The organism is uncultured Amnibacterium sp. (assembly GCF_964244015.1).
Taxonomy (GTDB): domain Bacteria; phylum Actinomycetota; class Actinomycetes; order Actinomycetales; family Microbacteriaceae; genus Amnibacterium.
Genome location: NZ_CAXTHO010000016.1, coordinates 1 through 21,785, shown reverse-complemented (window position 1 = coordinate 21,785; position 21,785 = coordinate 1). Strand labels below are relative to the sequence as shown.

General features: G+C 72.8%; 18 protein-coding genes. 5 read left to right on the top strand and 13 right to left on the bottom strand.

The window, feature by feature from the left end; genetic code table 11:
* Positions 1-31: 31 nt before the first annotated feature.
* Complete coding sequence (locus ACFE67_RS03515) at positions 32-598, bottom strand: HhH-GPD-type base excision DNA repair protein (RefSeq protein WP_375405493.1); 567 nt, start codon at positions 596-598, stop codon at positions 32-34.
* A 102-nt stretch (positions 599-700) separates the two neighbouring features.
* Here ACFE67_RS03515 and ACFE67_RS03510 point away from each other — a divergent pair, with 102 nt between their 5' ends.
* Positions 701-1,729: an Atu2307/SP_0267 family LLM class monooxygenase gene (locus tag ACFE67_RS03510; RefSeq protein WP_375405492.1), complete on the top strand. Its 1,029-nt coding sequence runs from the start codon at positions 701-703 to the stop codon at positions 1,727-1,729.
* Positions 1,730-1,795: 66 nt separating this feature from the next.
* Positions 1,796-4,342, top strand: a complete 2,547-nt coding sequence (gene pepN / locus ACFE67_RS03505) for an aminopeptidase N (RefSeq protein WP_375405491.1) — start codon at positions 1,796-1,798, stop codon at positions 4,340-4,342.
* Positions 4,343-4,441: 99 nt separating this feature from the next.
* Here the strand turns inward: pepN and ACFE67_RS03500 are convergent, their stop codons facing one another.
* From ACFE67_RS03500 to ACFE67_RS03445, 12 genes are all read right to left on the bottom strand, one after another.
* Positions 4,442-5,383 carry an NAD(P)/FAD-dependent oxidoreductase gene (locus ACFE67_RS03500; protein WP_375405490.1) on the bottom strand — a complete coding sequence of 314 codons (942 nt, stop codon included), beginning with the start codon at positions 5,381-5,383 and terminating at the stop codon, positions 4,442-4,444.
* On the bottom strand, positions 5,380-5,970 hold the full coding sequence (locus tag ACFE67_RS03495; protein WP_375405489.1) for a nucleoside deaminase: 591 nt from the start codon (positions 5,968-5,970) through the stop codon (positions 5,380-5,382). The genes ACFE67_RS03500 and ACFE67_RS03495 overlap by 4 nt, the downstream gene beginning before the upstream one ends.
* Positions 5,971-6,082: 112 nt before the next feature.
* Positions 6,083-6,568, bottom strand: a complete 486-nt coding sequence (locus ACFE67_RS03490) for a hypothetical protein (RefSeq protein ID WP_375405488.1) — start codon at positions 6,566-6,568, stop codon at positions 6,083-6,085.
* Complete coding sequence (locus tag ACFE67_RS03485) at positions 6,565-7,119, bottom strand: RNA polymerase sigma factor (RefSeq protein WP_375405487.1); 555 nt, start codon at positions 7,117-7,119, stop codon at positions 6,565-6,567. Before ACFE67_RS03485 ends, ACFE67_RS03490 begins: the two co-directional genes overlap by 4 nt.
* Before the next feature lie 41 nt (positions 7,120-7,160).
* Entirely contained in the window at positions 7,161-8,009 is an 849-nt protein-coding gene (locus tag ACFE67_RS03480) for a DUF4349 domain-containing protein (protein ID WP_375405486.1), read from the bottom strand.
* A 210-nt stretch (positions 8,010-8,219) separates the two neighbouring features.
* Positions 8,220-8,894 (bottom strand): response regulator, encoded by a 675-nt coding sequence (locus ACFE67_RS03475; RefSeq protein ID WP_375405485.1) that lies wholly within the window; start codon positions 8,892-8,894, stop codon positions 8,220-8,222.
* Positions 8,891-11,392 carry an ATP-binding protein gene (locus ACFE67_RS03470; protein WP_375405484.1) on the bottom strand — a complete coding sequence of 834 codons (2,502 nt, stop codon included), beginning with the start codon at positions 11,390-11,392 and terminating at the stop codon, positions 8,891-8,893. The genes ACFE67_RS03475 and ACFE67_RS03470 overlap by 4 nt, the downstream gene beginning before the upstream one ends.
* Positions 11,393-11,472: 80 nt before the next feature.
* The gene (kdpC, locus tag ACFE67_RS03465; RefSeq protein WP_375405483.1) at positions 11,473-12,072 is read right to left on the bottom strand and encodes a K(+)-transporting ATPase subunit C; all 600 of its coding nucleotides are present in this window, start codon (positions 12,070-12,072) and stop codon (positions 11,473-11,475) included.
* A gap of 19 nt (positions 12,073-12,091) precedes the next feature.
* Positions 12,092-14,227 carry a potassium-transporting ATPase subunit KdpB gene (gene kdpB / locus ACFE67_RS03460; protein ID WP_375405482.1) on the bottom strand — a complete coding sequence of 712 codons (2,136 nt, stop codon included), beginning with the start codon at positions 14,225-14,227 and terminating at the stop codon, positions 12,092-12,094.
* Complete coding sequence (gene kdpA / locus ACFE67_RS03455) at positions 14,224-15,900, bottom strand: potassium-transporting ATPase subunit KdpA (RefSeq protein WP_375405481.1); 1,677 nt, start codon at positions 15,898-15,900, stop codon at positions 14,224-14,226. The genes kdpB and kdpA overlap by 4 nt, the downstream gene beginning before the upstream one ends.
* Before the next feature lie 3 nt (positions 15,901-15,903).
* Positions 15,904-15,993: a potassium-transporting ATPase subunit F gene (locus ACFE67_RS03450; RefSeq protein WP_375405480.1), complete on the bottom strand. Its 90-nt coding sequence runs from the start codon at positions 15,991-15,993 to the stop codon at positions 15,904-15,906.
* A gap of 167 nt (positions 15,994-16,160) precedes the next feature.
* On the bottom strand, positions 16,161-17,222 hold the full coding sequence (locus ACFE67_RS03445) for a trans-sulfuration enzyme family protein (protein ID WP_375405479.1): 1,062 nt from the start codon (positions 17,220-17,222) through the stop codon (positions 16,161-16,163).
* A gap of 58 nt (positions 17,223-17,280) precedes the next feature.
* Here ACFE67_RS03445 and ACFE67_RS03440 point away from each other — a divergent pair, with 58 nt between their 5' ends.
* From ACFE67_RS03440 to ACFE67_RS03430, 3 genes are read left to right on the top strand one after another with little or no spacing between them, the layout of a single operon-like run.
* The gene (locus tag ACFE67_RS03440) at positions 17,281-18,726 is read left to right on the top strand and encodes an adenosylhomocysteinase (RefSeq protein WP_375405478.1); all 1,446 of its coding nucleotides are present in this window, start codon (positions 17,281-17,283) and stop codon (positions 18,724-18,726) included.
* A 9-nt stretch (positions 18,727-18,735) separates the two neighbouring features.
* A complete protein-coding gene (locus ACFE67_RS03435) occupies positions 18,736-20,394 on the top strand; it encodes a DUF222 domain-containing protein (RefSeq protein ID WP_375405477.1) in 1,659 nt (552 codons plus the stop codon).
* Positions 20,395-20,442: 48 nt separating this feature from the next.
* Entirely contained in the window at positions 20,443-21,717 is a 1,275-nt protein-coding gene (locus ACFE67_RS03430; RefSeq protein ID WP_375405476.1) for an amidohydrolase family protein, read from the top strand.
* The last annotated feature ends 68 nt before the right edge of the window (positions 21,718-21,785 follow it).

Genomic DNA, 21,785 nt, shown 5'->3' with positions numbered 1-21,785 from the left:
CGAAGTCCCCGTTTCTCCTGAACGACGAAGATCAGTGCTTGGCGGCGGCCTTCTGCGCCTGCTTGTACTCGCGGACCTTCGTGAGCGTCTCGGGGCTCGTGATGTCGGCGACCGACCGGAATCCCTCCTCGCCGTAGGCGCCGGCCGCCTCCCGCCAGCCCCCGCCGGCGAACCGGTCGCGCTTGCCGAGCAGCGCCAGGAAGATCCGCGCCTTCTGGTCCCCGAAACCCGGGAGGGCCTTCAGGCGGCGCAGCACCTCCGGGCCGTCCGGGGCGTCGCGCGTCCAGATCGCGGTCGCGTCGCCGCCCCACTCCTCCTGCACCGCGGCGGCCAGCGCCTGCACCCGCCCCGCCATCGATCCGGGGTACCGGTGCACCGCCGGCGTCTGCCGGAACACCTCGACGAGGCGGTCGGGCTGCTCGCCCGCGAGGGTGGCCGGGTCGATCCTCCCGAGCCGGTCGCGGATCTTCTCCGGCCCCGCGAACGCGGTCTCCATCGCGACCTGCTGGTCGAGCAGCATGCCGACGAGCAGGGCGAACGGGTCGGAGGAGAGCAGCGCGTCGGCAGCGTCGTCGCCGGTGATGTGCAGGTCGGTCATCCGGCGACGGTATCGGCTCACGAAGCGTCAGTGCCCCGGAACAACCGCACGTCCGGCGGCGTTGTGCACGTGTCCACCCATCCCGCTCGAGAGGTTCCCCCCATGCATCTCGGTGTCGACAGCTTCGTGTCCGAGGTCACCGATCCGAAGACCGGGCACGTCGTCGGGCCGGCCGAGCGGATGGCGCACCTGCTCGAGGAGATCGCCCTCGCCGATCGGGTCGGGCTGTACTCCTTCGGCATCGGCGAGCACCACCGCAGCGAGTACTACGACTCCGCGCCGCAGGTGATCCTCGCCGCAGCCGCTGCCCGCACCGAGCGCATCCGGCTCGGCAGCGCGGTCAAGGTGCTGAGCGCCGACGACCCGGTGCGGGTCTTCCAGCAGTTCGCGACGCTCGACCTGATCTCCGGCGGCCGCATCGACCTCGTCGTCGGGCGGGGGTCGTTCACGGAGGCGTTCCCGCTGTTCGGGCTCGAGCTCGCCGACTACGACGCCCTGTTCGAGGAGAAGCTCGAGCTGCTGCTCCAGCTGCGCGACTCGGTGGAGGTCACCTGGTCCGGTCGGTTCCGCCCGCCGCTCGTGCACCAGACCGTCTTCCCCCGCCCGGTCCAGGACCCGCTGCCGATCTGGGTCGGGGTCGGCGGCACACCCCAGTCGTTCGTCCGTGCCGGCCTGCTCGGGCTGCCGCTGATGGTGGCGATCATCGGCGGCGAGCCGCGCCAGTTCGCGCCGCTCATCGACCTCTACCGCCGGGCGGGCGCCCACGCCGGTCACGCCCCCGAACGGCTGCAGGTGGGCCTGCACGTGTTCGGCTACGTCGGCGAGAGCACCGAGGCCGCGGCCGACACGATCTACCCGGGCTGGCACACGATGTTCACCGCCGTGTCCCGCGAGCGCGGCTTCCCAGCGCCGAGCCGGCCGCAGTTCGACGCGACCGCCGGGCCCGACGGCGCGTTCTTCATGGGCGACCCCCAGACCGTCGCGGACAAGATCCGCCGCATCGCCGGGCAGCTCGGCGGCGTCGACCGCCTCTCCCTGCAGATGACGAACCCCCTCCTGGCCCATGACGACCTGCTACGCGGCATCGAGCTGCTCGGCACCGAGGTCGCCCCGCTCGTCGCCGACGTCTGAGCCGGTTTCGTCGTTCAGGAGTTCTGGTGGGCGAAGCCCCACCAGAACTCCTGAAAGATGAAACGCATGCCCGGCGAGAACCTGACCCGAATCGAGGCGGAGGAGCGCGCGGAGCTCGTCTCCGAGCTCGAGTACGACCTCGCGCTCGACCTCACGCGGGGGCCGGAGGTGTTCGGCTCGACCACCACGATCCGGTTCCGCGGCACGCCGGGCGCGAACACGTTCCTCGACGCGATCACGGTGGACGTCGCGTCGATCCGGTTCAACGGGCGCGACCTCGACCCCGCGGTGGCCGACGGCGTCCGCATCGCGCTCCCGCCGCTCGAGGCCGAGAACGAGCTGACCGTGGTCGCGACCATGCGCTACTCGCGATCCGGTGAGGGACTGCACCGGTTCGTCGACCCGGCCGACGGTCTCGTCTACCTCTACACGCAGCTCGCCACGACCGACGCGCGCCGGGTCTTCCCCTGCTTCGAGCAGCCCGACCTCAAGGGCCGGTTCGCGGTCGAGGTCACGGCGCCCGACGGCTGGGACGTCCGCTCGAACCAGCCCGTCGCGGCGCAGGAGGCGGTCGGGGACGGCACCCGCTGGTGGCGGTTCGCGCCGACCCAGCCGCTGTCCACCTACCTCGTCGCCCTGATCGCCGGCGCCTGGGTGGCGCACGCGGACGAGCTGACCTCCTCCGACGGCCGCACGATCCCGCTCGGCGTGCTGACCCGCGCGTCGCTGGCGCCGTTCATCGACCCGGAGGAGGTCGTCGAGACGACGAAGGGCGGCTTCGGCTTCTACGAGGACGCGTTCGGCATCCCGTTCCCGTTCGAGAAGTACGACCAGGTCACGGTGCCCGAGTACAACTGGGGCGCCATGGAGAACCCGGGACTCGTGACCTTCAACGAGGTCTACGTGTTCCGCTCGACGCCGACCGAGGCGCAGCGCGAGGAGCGCGCGATGGTCGTGCTGCACGAGCTGGCGCACATGTGGTTCGGCGACCTGGTGACCATGCGGTGGTGGGACGACACGTGGCTGAACGAGTCGTTCGCGACGTTCATGTCGTTCCTCTCCACCGCGGAGACGACGCGCTGGACGGACTCGTGGGCGACCTTCACGACGACCGAGAAGAACTGGGGCTACGAGCAGGACCAGCTGCCGTCGACGCATCCGATCACGGCCGACATCGCCTCCGTGGAGGACATCGCCGTCAACTTCGACGGCATCACCTACGCCAAGGGCGGCAGCGTGCTGAAGCAGCTGGTCGCCTACGTCGGCCGGCGCGAGTTCTTCGCCGGGGTGTCCGCCTACCTGCACGAGAACGCGTGGGGCAACGCGACGCTCGCCGACCTCCTCCGCCACATCGCCGCCGCGAGCGGCCGGGACCTGACCGCCTGGAGCGCGGACTGGCTCGAGACCGCGGGCGTGAACACCCTGGTGCCGGAGGTGGAGACCGACCCGAGGGGCGTGATCACCCGCTTCGTGATCACGCAGGCGCCCGCGCCGGTGGGCGACGCGACCCTGCGGCCGCACCGGGTCGCCGTCGGCTTCTACCAGCCGGACGGCGAGGACGACGCGCTCGTGCGCGTGCATCGCGAAGAGCTCGACATCGCGGGCGAGCGGACCGAGCTACCGGCGCTCGTGGGCCGGAAGCGGCCCGCGATCATCCTGGTGAACGACGACGACCTCGCCTACGCGAAGGTGCGCCTCGATCCCGCGTCGCTCGCGCTGGCGCAGCACGAGCTGTCCTCCGTCGCCGCCGGGCTGCCCCGCACCCTGCTGTGGAGCGCCATCTGGGACATGACGCGGGACGGGGAGGCGGGCGCCTCCGACTTCGTGCGGCTCGTGCTCGACCACCTCGGTGCCGAGACTTTGCCGACCCTGCGCGGCACGCTGCTGAAGCAGGTCGTGGTCGCCGCGGAGGAGTACGTCGATCCTGCGGCGCGCGTCCCGGCGCTGGAGATCCTGGCCGACGGCCTCCTGCGCCTGCTCGCGGAGGCGGAACCCGCCTCCGATGCCCAGCTGCAGCTCGCGAAGGCCTTCGCGCGGGTGGCACGCACGGCGGAGCAGCTCGACCGGCTCGCCGACCTCGACGGCGGGGCGGCGGAGGGGCTGCCGCTGGGTCCCGATCTGCGCTGGGAGCTGCTGACCGGGCTCGTCGCCGGCGGCCGCGCGGCGGAGCCCGAGATCGCGGCGCTGCTGTCGACCGACGACACGACGAGCGGGCGGGAGCACGCCCTGTTCGCGCGGGCCGCGATCCCGACGCCGGAGGGGAAGGCGGCGGCTTGGGCCTCGATGTGGGACACCGACGAGCTGACCAACTCCCAGCTCGAGTCGACCGTGCGCGGCTTCGTCCGCGTGCTCGACCCCGCGGTGCTCGCGCCTTACGTGGACCGGTACTTCAGCGGCATCGAGGCGCTCTGGTCGAAGCGCTCGTTCGCGCTGGCGGAGCCGATCGCGCTCGGCGCCTACCCGCGCCCGGTGGCGGACACCGCGCTCGCAACGGCGGCACACACCTGGCTGGCCGCGCACCCGGCCGGGCCGACCCCCCTCCGCCGCATCATCGCGGAGAACCTCAGCCGCACCGAGCGCGCCCTGAAGGCCCAGTCCCGCGACCGCGCCTGAGCTTCATCGTGAAGGTGGTCGGCGCCCCGACATGTCGTCACCCCTTCCGTTTTGAAGGAGATTCGGCGTCTCCCGCGCCGAAACTCCTTCGAAACGGAATCAGGCGAGGCGCTCCACGACCGCGGCGCCCAGATCGTCGCCCGAGAGCCACGCCGCCTCCACCTTGCTCTTCTCGCTCCAGCCGTCGCCGCAGAGGCCGATCCCGGAGGCCTCGAGCAGGAAGGTGCGGTCTCGGGGGGCGGTCGGCTGCGCGAACGTCCAGCGGTGCGCGCGCACGTCGACGGGCTCGAGCCCGACGCCGAGTGCCTGCCGCATCGCGCCCAGCACCGGCTCGATCACCGCGTCGGGGTCCTCGAGGTGCTGGCCGCCGAAATCGGCCGTCGTGTGCGCGACGAGCACGGGGGCGCCGTCGCCGTGGCTGCGGCCGTCGTCGGCGAGCCACCGGATCGGCAGGTCGGAGACGAACGCGGCGTCGAACTCCGGCCACGTCCGCTCGGCGAAGCGCGCGACGACCGCGATCCCGGCCGCGAACGGCTGATCGGCGGCCGCGGCGAGCTCCGGATGGTCCGGCTGCAGGAGGCGGACCGCCTGCGGACCCGGCATCGCGAGCACGACGACGCGCGACGCCGCCCCCTCCACCACCAGGTCGGCCGGGATCGGACCGACGACCCGCTGCTCGATCTCGATCCCGGTCGCGAGGTCGTCGACGAGGCTGCGCATCGCACCGGGTGCCGCGTACCGCATCGGGCCCGTCTTCGCCTCGCCGAGGCCGTCCGGTCCGGCGACGCGGAAGGTGTCGGTCCACTCGCGCAGCAGCCCGCGCCCCAGCCAGTCGTCGACGACGGCGCGGAAACGGTCGTCCGACACGGTCGCGTAGGGGGCGCCGAGGTCGGCCGCATGGCCGTCGACCGTGCGGGCGGCGAGCCGGCCGCCGGCGCGACGGCCGCGGTCCAGCACCCGGACCGAGAGGCCGGCGGCGACGCAGCGCTGCGCGCAGGCGATGCCGCTGATCCCGGCGCCGACGACCGTGACGTCGGTCACGCCTTCGAGGTCCTCGCGTTGTAGACGGTCTTGGCGGTGTTCGCGCCGTACCGCTCGAACACGGCGACGGCCTCGTCCCGCAGCACTCCGACGCGGACGGCGATGCCGCGCTGCTCGAGCTGCCCGGCCCAGTCGTCGCGCATCGGCCCCTCGTCGAAACCGGTCAGCGCCTCCAGCTCCGGTCCGTCGCCCGCGATGACGAGCCCCCGCACGCCCGACCACAGGGTGGCGCCGTAGCACATGGCGCAGGGCCGCCAGTTGACCCAGAGCTCGAGCGGATCCTCGAGCGAGCCGAGGTCCCAGGTGCCGAGTCGAGCCTGCGTGACGGAGATCGTGACGACCTCCGCGTGCATCGAGGAGAGCCCGGAGGCGAGCACGAGGTTCACGCCCGCGGCGACGACCTCACCGGTGCCGGAGTGCACGGTCAGCGCGGAGAACGGCCCGCCGCTGCCCTCCGCCACGTTCCGCTCCGCGAGTCGGTTCAGGAGGCCCATCCGCCCCTCGTCCGTGCCGAGGCCGGCGCGCGCCGCCTCCAGCTCCTCATCGACCCAGGCGGGCAGCTCGGCCCCGAACGTTCGAATCGCCATGGCTCGATCCTTGCAGCACTTATCGCTGCGCCCCGCGAGGGCGCCTCGAGCCTGCGCTCCGGCCGAGAAGCTCCGTTTTGTAGGCAGGACCTTCCTACAAAACGGAGGGTCCTCAGCCGGGGAAGGGTAGGAGGTCGTGGGTCGCGCAGGTCGCTGCGTCGTCGAGGTAGACGTGCAGCGTCCCCTTCGACGACTCGCAGAGCACGGGGGTCGCGGACGGGGAAGGGGTGGCCGGCAGGTCGCCGGGACGCGCGCTCGACGCCGTCCGCCGGGCCACCGAGGTGCAGGCGGCGATCGCGGCGGCCGGCAGGGTGCCGTGGGCCTCGACCGTCCTCGTCGTGGCGCCCTCGTGGCAGAGCACCGTCGAGGTGCGCCCCGCGGAGGAGCCGGCCTCGTATCCGCCGCCGGCGCTACTGGCGCTGCCGCCGCTCGAGAACACCAGGAACGGCCGCACGAGCGCCACGCCGCCGACCGCGAGCAGCACGGCGACCGACGCCCCGGCGATCTGCCGCGCCACCTGCCGGCGCCGGTCGATCCGGCGCTGCACGCCGCGCTCGATGCGGCCGAGCCCCTCCGGTGTGGGGAGGTCGTCGTTCATCGCCCGTCCTCCATCCCGCGCTCGTGCAGGTCCTTCCTGAGGCGGGCGCGGGTGCGGCTCAGCCGATTCCGCACCGCGCCCTCGCTCAGCCCGAGCCGCTGCGCCGCCTCCGCATAGGCGACGTCCTCGACCAGGCAGAGCCTCGCCACCTGCGCGTCGAGCGGCGGCAGCGCGTCGAACGCCCGCCGCAGGAGGTCGGCGACGTCGCTGCGGTCCTCGTCGAGGGCGGCGAAGTGCGGCTCCCGCGCCGCCGCGGTCTCGTGCAGCACGCGGCGGATCCGAGCGCGGCGGCGGTTGGCCGCGAGGTGCTTCACCGACACGATCAGCCACGGCAGCGCGGAATCACCGACCAGGTGGATGCGGCCCCGCTTGCGCCACAGCAGCAGGAACGCGTCCTGCACCACCTCCTCGGCGTCGGGCACCGACTCGACGAAGCGGTAGGCGATCGCGTAGAGCGGCCCGCCGTGCCGGTGCACGACCTCGCCGAACGCGGCCTGCGCGTCCGGCCCGCTGCGCGACAGCAGCTCGGCGTCGCTCGGCGGCTCGGTCATCGCGGCATCGTCCCAGCGCGATGGCGCGAGGGGAAGGGCGATCACGCCGAGGTGGGTCGCGCCCGCCTCCGGACCGCCCGCACGACCAGGGCCGCGACGCCGCCGAGCGCACCGAGCACGACCACCCACGGCAGCGCGACGCCGAGCGCGATCGCGAGCCCGCCGAGGGTCGCCGCGAGCGAATCCGCACCCGTGACCAGTCCGCCGACGAAGTCCGCCGGGCCCCGCTCCGGCGCAGCGGCGGGCACCACGATCGAGACCGTGAGGGTGGCATAGGTGACCTGGTCCGCCAGGGTGCGCTGCTGGGCGAGCAGCTGCTCGAGCGTGCCCTGCCGGTCGGTCAGCGCGCCCTCGATCTCGACGAGCGCGGAACTGGAGGTCGCCGTGCGAAGCAGCTGCTGCAGCCGCCCGATGGAGGTGCGCAGGTTCGCGATCCGCACCCCGTAGTCGGTCACCCGCGCCGTCACGTCGGTCGCGCCGATCGAGACGTCCCGCAGCTGCCCCTCCTGCTCGATCGCGTCGAGCGTCCGCTGGAACGCGGCCGCCGGGATCCGCAGGGTGAGGCGGGCGGAGGCGCTGCCGGAGGGGTCCTCCGCGCTGCGGGCGACTCGTCCCCCCGCCGCCTCGACGAGGTCGGTGACCCGGCCCGCCGCCGCGATCGGATCCTTCGACACGAGTCGCAGCGACCCGGTCGTGACGATGGAGCGATCGGCGGAGGCGGCTTTCGCCGAGGCGCCGGACGCGGAGCTGGCGGCGGTCCCGCCGTCCGCGACGTACCCGGCGGCGGACGTGCCCGAGGCGCCGCCCGAGCCGCCGCCCGCGGTGCAGCCCGCGAGCGCGGCGACGGCGATCACGGCGATGACGACGGAGGACACGACTCTGGTGCGCACATCCACTCATGTGCGCCCGGGTGCTCGACGTCTCAACGATGCGGGCGCAGCCCGCTGGTCGAGGAGGCGCGCCAGCGCCGTCTCGAGCGATGTCCTGAGGCTCTCGAAGGGGCCACCAGGAAGCCGGGCGACCGTCCGCACGGTCCGGGGTGGTCTCGAGGCTCGCTGCGCTCGCACCTCGACCAGCGGGTGGCGGCCGGCGGGCGGCGTTCAGTCCGGGAGGAAGCGGTAGCCGATGCCCGGCTCCGTGATCAGGTGCCGGGGGCGGGAGGGTTCGACCTCGAGCTTCTTCCGCAGGGTGCCGAGGTAGATCCGGAGGTAGCCGGAGTCGCGGGTGTGGGTCGGGCCCCAGACCGAGGTGAGCAGGGTCTGCTGGGTCACGAGCCGCCGCGGGTTGCGCACGAGCTGCTCGAGCACCGCCCACTCGGTCGGCGTGAGCCGCACCTCCTGCCCCGCGCGCTGCACGCGCCGCGCGGCGAGGTCGATCACGACCTCGCCGAACGCGATGATCGGCTCGTCCGCCGCCTCGGGCGCGCGCCGCGTCAGCGCGCGGATACGCGCCAGCAGCTCCTCCGTCGCGAACGGCTTCGTGACGTAGTCGTCGGCGCCCGAGTCGAGCGCGTCGACCTTGCCGGAGGTGTCGGTGCGGCCCGACACCACGAGGATCGGGGTGGTCGTCCAGCCCCGCACGGCCTCGATCACGCCGACGCCGTCGAGTCGCGGCATGCCGAGGTCGAGCACGATGACGTCGGGCCGGTCGTGGGCGGCGACGTCGATCGCCTCCCGGCCGTCCCGCGCGGTCGACACGTCGTAGCCGTGCGCGGTCAGGATGATCCGCAGGGCCTTCAGGATCTGCGGATCGTCGTCCGCGACCAGCACCCTCATGCGTCCGCCGGTTCGCGCACCGTCGCGTCGACGGGCAGCTCGAGCACCATCGTCAGCCCGCCTCCCGGGGTGTCCTCGGCCTCGAGGGTCGCACCCATCCCCTCCGCGAAGCCCCGCGACAGCGCGAGCCCCAACCCGATCCCGCCCGTGTCGGCGGTGTCGGAGGTGTGCTGGAACGGTTCGAACATCCGCTCGCGCCGCTCCTCGTCGATGCCCGGCCCGTGGTCGATGACGCGTGCCTGCAGCACGGCGCCGAAGGTCGACAGCGCGAGCTCGGGCGGCCGACCGTCGGGGGAGTAGCGGAGCGCGTTCGAGAGCAGGTTCGCGAGCACCCGCTGCAGCAGCACCGGGTCCGCGCGGACGGGTGGCAGCGCCTCCGGCACGTCCAGCGTCACCTCCGCCGGGCCGGCGTCGAGGTCGGCGAGCACGGCGGGCAGCACGTCCGCGACGTCGAGGGACTCGAGCGACACCGCCAGCGCGCCCGCCTGCACCCGGCTGACGTCGAGCAGGTCGGTGACGAGGTGCGCGAGGTTCCCGAGGCTCCGCTCGGCGCTCTCGAGCAGCTGCGTCCGGTCCGTGGAGGAGAGCCGGTCGCCGGAGGAGCGCAGGCTCGACACGGCCGCCGTCGCGACCGCGAGCGGCCGGCGGAGGTCGTGGCCCACCGCGGCGAGCAGGGCGGACCGAACCCGGTCGACCTCCGCCAGCGGCTGCAGGCGCCGCGCGGTGTCGGTCAGCGACCGGTGCTCGAGCGCGACGCCCAGCTGGGTCGCGACCACGTTCAGGATCCGGCGGTCGGAGGGCTCGAGCGCCCTCCCCACGAGCTCGAGGGAGGTCGTGTCGTCCACCGGGACCCGGGTGGTGACGCCCTCGGCGCCGATCTCACCGTGCTCCTCCACGATCCGGCCGTCCACGACGAGCCGCACCGAGGCCATGCCGAACGCCTCCCGGGTGCGGTCGAGCAGCGCTTCGCCCGCGTCGATCCCGCGCAGCACGCCGCCGGCGATCGTCGCGAGCACCTCCGACTCGCTCGCCGAGCGCCGCGCGATCCTGGTCAGCCGCGCCGCCCGGTCGACGACGAAGCTGACGAGCAGGCCGTTCGCGAGGTAGAGCAGCAGCGCGATGAAGTGCTCGGGCCGCGCGATCGTGAAGGTGAACAGGGGATCCGCGAAGAGGTAGTCGAGGGTCAGCCCGGACAGGACGGCGGCGAACGCGGCGGGCCAGGCGCCGCCGATCAGGGCGACCAGGATGACCAGCAGCTGGTAGCCGAGCGCCTCCGCGGTGAGGCTCTCGCCGGACCGGGTCACGGACAGCAGGCCGGTGAGCGCCGGGCCGCCGACCAGCGCCATGACGAAGCCGAGCACCCGGCGGCGCCGCGACAGCGCGCCGCGGCCGCGCGGCAGCAGCGTGCTGCGCCGGCCGGCCGCGCTGTGGGTCACCATGTGGACGTCGATGTCGCCGGAGGCGCGGATCACCCGGGACGAGGTGCCCGGCCCGGTGAGCAGCGCGATCAGCCGCGACCGGCGGGAGACCCCGATCACGAGCTGCGTGGCGTTCACCGAGCGGGCGAAGCCGATCAGCGCCGTCGTGATGTCGTCGCCGACGAGCTCGTGGAACGTGCCGCCGAGCTGCTCCACGAGGACCCGCTGGGAGGCGAGGGCGGCGGGATCGGGAGCCGCGAGCCCGTCCTCGCTCGACACGTGCACCGCGAGCAGCTCACCCGCGCCGGAGCGGGCCGCGATCCGGGCGCCGCGGCGGAGGAGGGTCTCGCCCTCCGTGCCGCCGGTCAGCGCGACCACGACCCGCTCCCGCGCCTCCCACGACTGGTTGATCCCGTGCTCGGCGCGGTACCGCTGCAGGGCGCTCTCGACCTCGTCCGCGAGCCAGAGCAGGGCGAGCTCGCGCAGCGCGGTCAGGTTGCCGACGCGGAAGTAGTTCGACAGCGCCGCGTCGATGCGGGTGGCCGGGTAGACCTGTCCGGCGGTCAGCCGGTCGCGCAGCGCCTGCGGGGCGAGGTCGACGAGCTCGATCCGGTCCGCGTGGCGCAGCACCTGGTCCGGGATCGTCTCGCGCTGCGGGATGCCGGTGATCCGCTCGACGACGTCGTTGAGGGAGGCGATGTGCTGGATGTTCACGGTCGACAGCACGTCGATGCCGGCGTCGAGCAGGGTCTCGACGTCCTCCCAGCGCTTCGCGTGCTCGGAGCCGGGCGCGTTGGTGTGCGCCAGCTCGTCGACCAGCGCGACCTGCGGTCGACGCGCGATCACGGCGTCGAGGTCGACCTCCTCCAGCCGCAGACCCCCGTGCTGCACGATCCGCGGAGGAATGCTCTCGAGGCCCGCGGCGAGCGACGCGGTCGCGCGGCGCCCGTGGTCGAGCACGACGGCGACCGCGACGTCCCTGCCTTCGCTCTGGAGGCGGTGGGCCTCCTCGAGCATGGCGTAGGTCTTCCCGACGCCGGGGGCGGCGCCGAGGAAGACGAGCAGGCGACCCCGGGACATGCGCTCATTCTCTTTCGTCTTTCAGGAGTTCCGGCGGCGGCGGAGCCGCGCCGGAACTCCTGAAAGACGAAACAGACCCATCAGCGCTGCGCGAGCGCGATGTTCAGCTGCAGCACGTTGACCGTCGGCTGCCCGAGGAAGCCGAGGTCCGGCGCCTGCACGGATCGCTCCACGAGGGCGCGGACGTCGGTCGCGGAGAGGCCGCGGGCCGTCGCGACCCGGTCGACCTGCCGCAGCGCGTACGCCTCGGAGATGTGCGGGTCGAGCCCCGAGCCGGAGGCGGTCAGCGCGTCGACGGGCACCGTGCCCGGACCGTCGTCCTCGATGATCGCGGCCTTGCGATCCTGGATCGCCTTCAGCAGGTCGGGGTTGTTGGGGCCGAGGTTGCTGCCGCTGGACCCGCCGCCGTCGTAGCCGTCGCCGGCCGCGGAGGGCCGCGACTGGAACCATTCCGGCAGCGCGTTCCCGTCCTTGTCGGTGAACGACTGGCCGATCAGCGCCGAGCCGACGGTCTTGCCTCCGGAGGTGACGAGCGTGCCGTTCGCCTTCGCCCCCAGAGCGACCTGGCCGATGACCGTGATGACGGCCGTGTAGACGATCGTGGCGACGACGGCGAGCACCAGCAGGCGCAGCGCGACGGTCCACGTGCGGACGGAGCCGCGGGTGAGGACGGAAGACATGGTGGGTTCCTTGTACGGGTCAGAAGCCGGGGATCAGGCTCACGACGAGGTCGATGAGCTTGATGCCGATGAAGGGGGCGATCACGCCGCCGATGCCGTACAGCAGCAGGTTGCGGCCGAGCAGCGCGGAGGCGGACGAGGGGCGGTAGCGCACGCCGCGGAGCGCCAGCGGGATCAGCGCCACGATCACGAGCGCGTTGAAGATCACCGCGGACAGGATCGCCGAGGAGGGGGAGTGCAGGCCCATCACGTTGATGACCGCCAGCCCCGGGAAGACGCCGACGAACATCGCGGGGATGATCGCGAAGTACTTCGCGACGTCGTTCGCGATCGAGAACGTCGTGAGCGCACCGCGGGTGATGAGCAGCTGCTTGCCGATCGTCACGATGTCGATGAGCTTCGTCGGGTCGCTGTCGAGGTCGACCATGTTGCCGGCCTCCTTCGCGGCGGAGGTGCCGGTGTTCATCGCGACGCCGACATCGGCCTGCGCGAGCGCGGGCGCGTCGTTCGTGCCGTCACCGGTCATCGCGACCAGCCGGCCGCCCTCCTGCTCCTTGCGGATCAGCGCCAGCTTGTCCTCCGGCGTGGCCTCGGCCAGGAAGTCGTCCACCCCGGCCTCGGCGGCGATCGCGGCCGCCGTCATCGGGTTGTCGCCGGTCACCATGATCGTGCGGATGCCCATCGAGCGCAGGGCCGCGAACCGCTCCACGAGGCCCGCCTTCACGACGTCCTTCAGGTGGATCACGCCGAGCAGGCGAGCGGTGCCGTCGACGTCCAGCTCGGCGACCGCGAGCGGCGTGCCGCCCTGCTCCGAGATGCCGCGGACGCGATCGTCGAGCGCCGCGGCGACCGCAGGGGCCACCGATCCGTGCTCGTGCACCCAGTCGAGCACGCTGGCGGAGGCGCCCTTGCGCAGCGCGCGCCCGTCGGCCTCGTCGATGCCGCTCATCCGGGTCTGCGCCGTGAACGGCACGACCGTGCGTCCGGGCGCCTCGGTCGGTACGAAGCCGCGTTCGCCGGCGAGCTCGACGACGCTGGCGCCCTCCGGGGTCGGGTCGGCGATCGAGGACAGCGCCGCCGCCTCCGTCAGCCGGGCCTCGTCGACGCCGGGCAGCGGGAGGAAGGCGACCGCGCGGCGGTTGCCGTAGGTGATCGTGCCGGTCTTGTCGAGCAGCAGCGTCGTCACGTCGCCGGCCGCCTCGACCGCACGGCCGGACGTGGCGAGCACGTTGCGCTGCACCAGCCGGTCCATGCCGGCGATGCCGATCGCGGACAGCAGCGCGCCGATCGTGGTCGGGATCAGGCAGACGAGCAGTGCGATGAGCACCGCGACGCTGGGCGCCGCGTCCTGGAAGCCGGACACCGGGCCGAGGGCGAGCACGACGATCAGGAACACGATCGTGAGGCTCGCGAGCAGTACCGAGAGCGCGAGCTCGTTCGGCGTCTTCTGCCGCACGGCGCCCTCGACGAGCGCGATCATCCGGTCGACGAACGTCTCGCCCGGCTTGCTCGTGATCTGCACCACGATCCGGTCCGAGAGCACCCGGGTGCCGCCGGTGACCGCGCTGCGGTCGCCGCCGGACTCGCGGACGACCGGGGCGGACTCGCCGGTGATCGCGGACTCGTCGACGGATGCGATGCCGGCGACGATGTCGCCGTCGCCCGGGATCACCTCGCCCTCGACGATCAGCACCACGTCGCCCTGCCGCAGATCGGCGGAGGCGACGGATTCGGTCGCGGTCGAGACCGCGCCCGGGTCCTTCACGGCGTCGTAGCCGGTGACCCGGTTCGCCATCGTGGTCGTCCGGGTGGCCCGGAGGGAGGCGGCCTGCGCGCGGCCGCGGCCCTCCGCCACGGCCTCCGCGAGCGTCGCGAACAGCACGGTCAGCCACAGCCAGACCGCGATCGCCCAGGTGAAGCCGATCGTGGTGCTGTCCGAGCCCGTCCCGCTGAACGGCAGCGCGATCGCGAGGATCGTGGTGAGCAGCGCGCCGATCTCGACGATGAACATCACCGGGTTGTGGGCCATGTCCCGGGGGTTCAGCTTGCGGAACGCGTCCGGCAGGTTCTTCACCAGCTGGGAGGCGCTGAAGGCCCCCTTCGGCGCACGCGTGTCGACGTGCTCCTCCGGGCGAGCTGCTGTGGTGGTGGTCATGACGCGAGTCCTTCGGCGAGCGGTCCGAGAGCGAGGACCGGGAAGTAGGTGAGTGCGGCCACGATGAGCACGGTGCCCGCCGTGAGGAGGACGAACTGCGGCCGGTGCGTGACCAGCGTCCCCGAGGACGTCGGCCGCGGCTCCTGGTTCGCGAACGAGCCGGCGAGTGCCAGCACGAACACGATCGGCAGGTACCGGCCGAGCCACATCGCAGCGCCGAGCGCGGCGTTCAGCCACGGGGTGTTCGCGGTGAGCCCACCGAACGCGGAGCCGTTGTTGTTCCCCGCGGAGGTGAACGCGTACAGCACCTCCGAGAAGCCGTGCGGTCCGGGGTTGTAGATGGACGTGCTCGACACGTCGGCGGAGACCGCGGGGATCGCGAACGTGAGCCCCAGCCCGGTCAGGATGATCGCGGGCGTGGTCAGGATGTAGAGGCTCACGAAGGTGATCTCCCGGCCCCCGATCTGCTTGCCGAGGTACGACGGCGTGCGCCCGATCATCAGGCCGGCGAGGAAGACGGCCAGGATCGCGATGATCAGGAAGCCGTAGAGCCCCGAGCCGACGCCGCCGGGCGCGAGCTCGCCGAACATCATGTTGACCATCGTCACGAGGCCGGCGAGCGGGGTGAACGAGTCGTGCATCGAGTTCACCGCCCCCGTGGAGGTGAGGGTCGTCGAGGTCGCGAACAGCACGGAGGTGAGCAGGCCGAAGCGCTGCTCCTTCCCCTCCATCGCGCCACCGGCGGCGTTCGTGGCCGAACCGGCACCGCCCAGCTCGGCGGCGCTCATCGCGGTCAGGACGATCGCGAACAGCAGGACCATCGTCGCCAGCACCGCGCCGCCCTGGCGGCGGTCGCCGACCATCAGCCCGTAGGTCCGGGTGAGGGCGAACGGGATCAGCAGCATCAGGACGTTGGCGAACAGGTTCGAGAAGCCGGTCGGGTTCTCGAACGGGTGGGCGGAGTTCGCGTTGAAGAACCCGCCGCCGTTCGTGCCGAGCTGCTTGATCGCCTCCTGCGACGCGGTCGGGCCGCCGGGGATCGTGGCGGAGCCGCCGGTCAGCGTGGAGACGGTCTGGAACCCGTTCAGGTTCTGGATCACCCCGGTCGCGATCAGCACGATCGCGGCGACGAAGGCGATGGGGATGAGCACGCGCGTCAGCGTCCTGACCAGGTCGACCCAGACGTTGCCGATCGTGCCGGAGTTCTTCGCGGCGATGCCGCGCACCAGCGCGATCGCCACGGCGATGCCGATCGCTGCGGACAGGAAGTTCTGCACGGCCAGCCCGGCGACCTGCGCCGTGTAGCCCATCGTGAGCTCGGGCGAGTACGACTGCCAGTTCGTGTTGGTGACGAAGGAGATCGCGGTGTTGAACGCGAGCCCCTCCGGTACCGCCGGCAGGCCGAGCGCGTACGGCAGCACCGTCTGGACCCGCTGCAGGCCGTAGAGGAACAGGACGCCGAGGACGGAGATCGCGAGGATCCCGCGGAAGTAGTTCGGCCACCGCTGCTCGGCGCGTGCGTCGACGCCGAGGACGCGGTAGACGCCGCGTTCGATGCGCCAGTCCGTGCCCGTCGTGTAGGTGCGCGCCATCCAGGTGGACAGCGGCCAGCCGAAGGCGACCAGGGCGACGACGAGCGTCAGGAGGGTGAGGGCGAAGAGGAGACCGTCCATGGATCAGAACCGTTCCGGCTTCACGAGGGCGAACACGCAGTACGCGATCGCGGCAACGGCGAGCACCGCGGCGATGAGGTCGAAGACGATCATCGCTTCGCCGCCGCTCGTGCGGTCAGCGCGGTGAGGCCGGCGAGGACGAGCACGCCGAGGAGATAGAGGACATCGAGCACGGGGAGCGATCGAAGCGGTCCACGACCGCGCTGGACACCGGTCTTTACGCGTTCCCTACGACGCGTCCGTGAACCGCTACGCGGTCTTTACGGCAGCGCCTGGGCCAGGTCGTCCCAGAGGTCCTCCGGGTCCTCGAGCCCGACCGAGAGCCGCACGAGCCCCTCCGGGATCGTCGGTGCCTCCCCGGACCAGCGGCGCCGGCGCTCGAGCGTGGACTCGACGCCGCCGAGGCTCGTCGCCGCGCGCCAGAGCCGCACGCCCCGCACGAGCGCGTCCGCCGCGGCCGCGTCCTTCAGCACGATCGAGACGATCGCGCCGAACCCCGGGTAGCGGGTCTCGGCGACGCCCGCATGCCCCTCCAGCGCCCGGACCAGCCGCTGCGCGGTCGCCTGCGCGCGCTCGAGCCGCACCGCCAGCGTGCGGAGGCCGCGGAGCGCCAGGTACGCCTCGAACGCCGACGGGATCGCCCCACCCAGCGTGCGGGAGCGCGTGACGCGCTCCGCGAGGGCCGCGTCGCCGGTCACGACGGCGCCCATCAGCAGATCGCTGTGGCCCGCGAGGTACTTGGTCACCGCGTGCACGACGAGGTCGGCCCCGTGCTCGAGCGGTCGCTGCAGCAGCGGCGTCGCGAACGTGTTGTCGACCGCGACGAGCGCGTCGACCGCGTGCGCCCCCCGCACGATCGCGGGGATATCGGCGACCTCGAGCGCGGGGTTCGTCGGCGACTCCAGCCACACGAGGGAGGCTCCCCTCGCCGCCTCGACGACCGCCGCGGTGTCGGTGATGTCGACCCACACGGTGCGCAGCAGGCCGCGCTCCTCCAGCTCGCGGAGCCGCCCGACCGTGCCGGTGTAGGAGTGCCGCGGCGCGACGACGGTGCCGCCGGTCGGTACCAGGTCGAGTACCGCGGCGATCGCGGCCATCCCCGAGGCGAACGAGACGCAGGCGCCCCCCTCCAGGTCGCCGAGCGCCGTCTCGAACGCGGTCCAGGTCGGGTTGCCGTACCGGCCGTACTCGAGCTCGCCGAACGACCCGTAGGTGGAGGCGAGCACCAGCGGCGTGTTCAGCGGCGCATCGGGCCCGGCGGCGGGCCGCCCGGCGATCACGGCGCGGGTGGTGAACTTCAGCGGGCGTGCGCTCTCGGCCATGCGGCAATCCTGCCGGTCCATGCGATCCGCCGGTCCCGCGATCAATAGGCTCGCTGCCGTGCCGGGCCGTCGAGTGGAGGAGTCGCCGATCCGACCGCTCGTCGCGTTCTCGGCCGCCACGAACCTCGGGATCGCCGGCCGCGCATTCCGGTTCGAGGGCGAGGTGCCGGAGGCGACCCGCGCGCTGCTGCTCGGGTTCGGGGCGCGGGAAGACGCGCACGCCGACGTCGTGGTCGACCACGCCGGGATCCGCCCGCCCGGCCGGATCCCGACCTCCGTCGCGGACCGCCTCGACCGGGCGGCGCACTGGATGCCCACCACCCGCGCAACGGCTGCCGAGCTCGGCGACCGTGTCGTCGGCCTCCGCATCGCGATCTCGCTGGTGCTCGAGCCGAAGACGGCGGTGCTCGCACTGCTCCTCGCCGAGGCGGGCGCCGAGGTGTCGGTCTTCGCGTTCGCCGCCGAGACCGACGACGCCGTCGCCGCGGAGCTCGCTGCACGCGGGGTCGCGATCCACGCCTCCTCCACGGCCACGCCGGACGAGGAGCGGCGGCACGCGCTCGCCCTCCTCGACGGCCGTCCGCATCTGCTCGTCGACGACGGCGCGCACGTGATCCGCCTCGCGCACGCCGAGCGGCCCGAGATCGTGGCCGGGCTGATCGGCGCGACCGAGGAGACGACGAGCGGAGTCGCGCCCCTGCGCGCGATGGCCGCAGACGGCGCGCTCGCCGTGCCGTTGATCGCCGCGAACGACGCGGTCACGAAGGCCTGGTTCGACAACCGGCACGGCACGGGGGAGACGTGCGTGCTCGCGATCGTCCGCACGCTCGACGACGACCTCTTCGGCGACCGCGTCGTCGTCGTCGGCTTCGGCCCGGTGGGCGAGGGGGTCGCGGAGCGCCTCCGTGTCCTCGGCGCGACCGTCACGGTCGTCGACACGGACCCGCGGCGCGCGCTCGCGGCCCGCTTCGCGGGATACGCGACCGCGTCGATCGATGACGCGGTCGGCGACGCGGATCTGATCGTGTCGGCGACCGGGGTGCCGCGCACGATCGACGCGGCCGTGCTCGCGGCCTGCCGCGACGACGCGGTGATCGCGGTCGCCGGAGGGGCGCCTGAGGAGGTCCTGCCGCCGGCCGGGACGCGAATCGAGCGGCTGGCGCCGCACGTCGAGCGCCTGCACCTGCCGGGCGGCGGATCCGTCCGGCTGCTGGCCGGCGGCGACAGCGTGAACATCGTCGCCGGCGAGGGCAACCCGATCGACGTCATGGATCTGTCCTTCGCGGTGCAGCTGGCAGCCATCGCGGCGCTGCTCTCCGGCGACCGCTTCCCGCCGGGCGTCCACGTGCTGCCGGAGGCGACCGACCGGCATGTGGCCGCGCTCGCGATGGGGGCGGATATCGGTGGCCCGGTTCCGTCCGCACCGGTCGGGTGGCGACGGACCCGCTTCGATATCGAACACAGCAACGATACTACACAGACATCTGTCAGCGACATTCGTTAGTATGTTCGCATGGCGGAGCGGCAGGGGGACGGTTCGGAGCAGCGCCGCGCCGGGGTGACAGGGCTCAGCTCGATCGATGACTTCTGGGCGGTGCTGCCGGAGTCGGTTCGCATCCTCGCTCTCTCGGACGGGTCCCGGGTCGCCCGGGTGGCGGAGCGCGTCTGGATGGGTGGCAGCCCGCTCATCCCCGAGCTGATGGTGCAGCGTCTCCACGCGGTCCCTCGTGACGGGGCCGGGGATCACCACTTGGATCTGCGCGGTGTGGTCGAGGAGACGCGGGCGTGGGCGCTGGAGGAGGCAGCGGCTGCGGGTCTGGATCCGGCGTCCTGGCGGCTCGGCTTCGAGGTGATCGAACGGTGGGCGGTCGATCCGGCGGAGGTCGCGACGCTCCCGGTCGCACCGAATGCAAAGCCCGAACCGGATCCGGTGTTCGAGGCGCTCGCGGTTGCCGGCGAGCAGCAGATGTTCCTGCACCGTGCGGAGTTCCGCCGGGTCCGCGCCGCGGTCGCCGCGTGGCGGCTCGCCCAGGCGGTCGAAGGGGAGGGCGTCTCGGACACCCACTACCTGGGCGGCTTCTTCCAGGACCTCGGTCTCACCCTCGGCGTCGCGGGGTCGACGGCCAAGAACATCGTCCACGCCGCCCATCGGATCGAGCAGTCGCTGCCGGGGGTCTGGGCGACGTTCCAGGCGGCGAAGGTGCCGTGGCGGTCCATGCAGGCGGTGCACGCGGCGATCGACGGCCTCCACGACGACGTGCTGCCCGCGTTCGACGAGGGAGCCGTGACCGTGCTCGACGAGACCCCGACCGTCCTGGTGAAGGACGCGCTCCGGCGCCTCGCGGAGCGGCTGCAGGCATCGACCGCCGACGACCGGCACGAGGCGGCGCTTCGCCGTCGTGCCGTCACGATCGAATCGGGGCGCGACGGGATGGGCTGGCTGAGCGCCTACCTGCCGATGACCGCGCTGAAGGCGATCGACCACCAGCTGCAGAAGGCCGCGGTCCGGGAACGGCAGCGGTCGAAGGACGGCGGCGGGATCGGCGTGCTCCGGGCGGACGTCTTCCAGGACGGCCTGATCGACGCGCTCGCGAGGGACAACGCCCGCCCCGACGCGCTGGTCCCGGACCGGCGCGGGGTCCAGCCGAAGATCGCGATCCTGATCCCGGCGATGACCGCCCTCGGTCACTCGGACGTCCCGCCGATCCTGCAGGGCTACGGACCCATCGGGATCAGGACGGCCCTCAAGCTGGCCGGCGAGGCGAAGAGCTGGATCCGCGTGCTGACCGACCCCTTCACCGGCGCGGTCATCAACGTCGGTCGCAAGAAGTACCGGCCGACCGCGGACATGCGAACCCTCCTCCGCCTCCTCGATGGTGGCGGGCGGGGTCCCGGGTGCTCGCGGGACCCGGCGGACACCGAGGTCGACCACAACCGCTCCTTCTGGCTGCACGGCGAGCAGGGCGACACGGCGATCGACAACCTCATGCTGCTCTCGCACTTCGACCACGGCGCGAAGACGGCCGGCGAGACCGATATCGGGATGTTGAAGGACCGCACCGCGATCTTCACCACCGCATCGGGCAACCGGTACGTCACCCGACCGCACGATCCGCCGGAACCGACCCCGGTGCCGCCCGAGTTCCTCGATCCGGACGACTGCCCCTTCTGACGCGGATGGCCCTGGGCCGCTCGGATCCGCCCGCTCTAGGCTCAGCACGTGGTCACCGTGTACTCCGCTGACCTGGTCGTGCCGATGACGGCGCCGCCGCTGCTCGACGGGGCGGTCGCCGTGTACGACGGCCGCATCATCCACGTCGGCACGCGCGCGTGGGTGCTCGACCACCTCCTGGACGACGGCCGCGCCATCGTCGAACGGCATCTCGACGGCGTCCTCACGCCGGGGCTCGTCAATGCGCACACCCACCTCCAGTACTCCCGGATGGGGGAGATCGGTCGGGGTCGGTACCACGGCTTCGACGACTGGGCCGTCGCCTTCTCGGCCGTGTACGACCGCGGCGATCAGGACTGGGGCGGGGCCGCGGCGGAGGGGGCACGCGCGCTGCTCGCCGCCGGGGTCACCGTCGTCGCGGACATCGTCACCGACGTGGGCGCGGTGTCCGCGCTCGCCGACGCCGGCCTGCACGGCATCGCCTACTGGGAGGTGATGAACTGGTCGAACAGCGCGTGGCGCCGCGGCGGCCGCGACCGGGTCATCGCGGACCTCGAGCGCGTGCCGACCTCGCCGGGGTCCGGGCTGTCGCCGCATGCGCCGTATTCGCTCGATGCGGAGCCGCTGCTCGACATCCCCGACATCGTGCGCGCGCACGGCGGGCGCCTCCACATCCACCTGGGGGAGTCGCACTTCGAAGGAGCGCGCGCGGGCGCATCCGATTGGCACTTCGCCGGAGTCGAGAGCTTCCGCGCGCTTCGGCAGAGCGGCTACGGCGCCTCCGCGACCGAGTTCGTGGACCGGCTCGGCGTGCTGGGGCCGGACTGCCACGTCGCGCACGGCGTCTACATGACGGAGGAGGACCGGGCGCTGCTCCGCGCTCGCGGCACCTCCGTCGCCCTCTGCCCGCGGTCGAACGAGGTGATCGGGCTGGAGGCGCCGCCCGTCGCCGCGTACCTGCGCGAGGGCAGCCCGATCGCCGTCGGCACCGACTCGCTCTCCTCCAGCCCCTCCCTCGACCCGATGGCCGACGTCGCGGCACTTGCCCGCATCGCCCGCGAGCAGGGCTACGAGGGCGCGGATCTGCACGAGCGGCTGCTCGCGGCCGCGACCTTCGGCGGCGCGAGGGCGCTCGGCATCGACATCGGGCCGGACCGGCTCGGGCATCTCGCGGTCGGGGCCGTCGCCGACCTCACGGGCTTCCCGATGGCGGTCGGCTCGGTGCCCGACGCGCTCGCGGAGCTCGTGGAGGCCGCGCCGACCGGCCGGGTCGCGGTGGTGAGCGGCGAGATCCGCTCCGGAACGATGGAGGAGATCGCATGAAGGCGGTGCGGCGCGCGGTCGACGGGACCGCGATCGAAGAGCTCGAGGTACCCGCGAGGGCAGAGGAG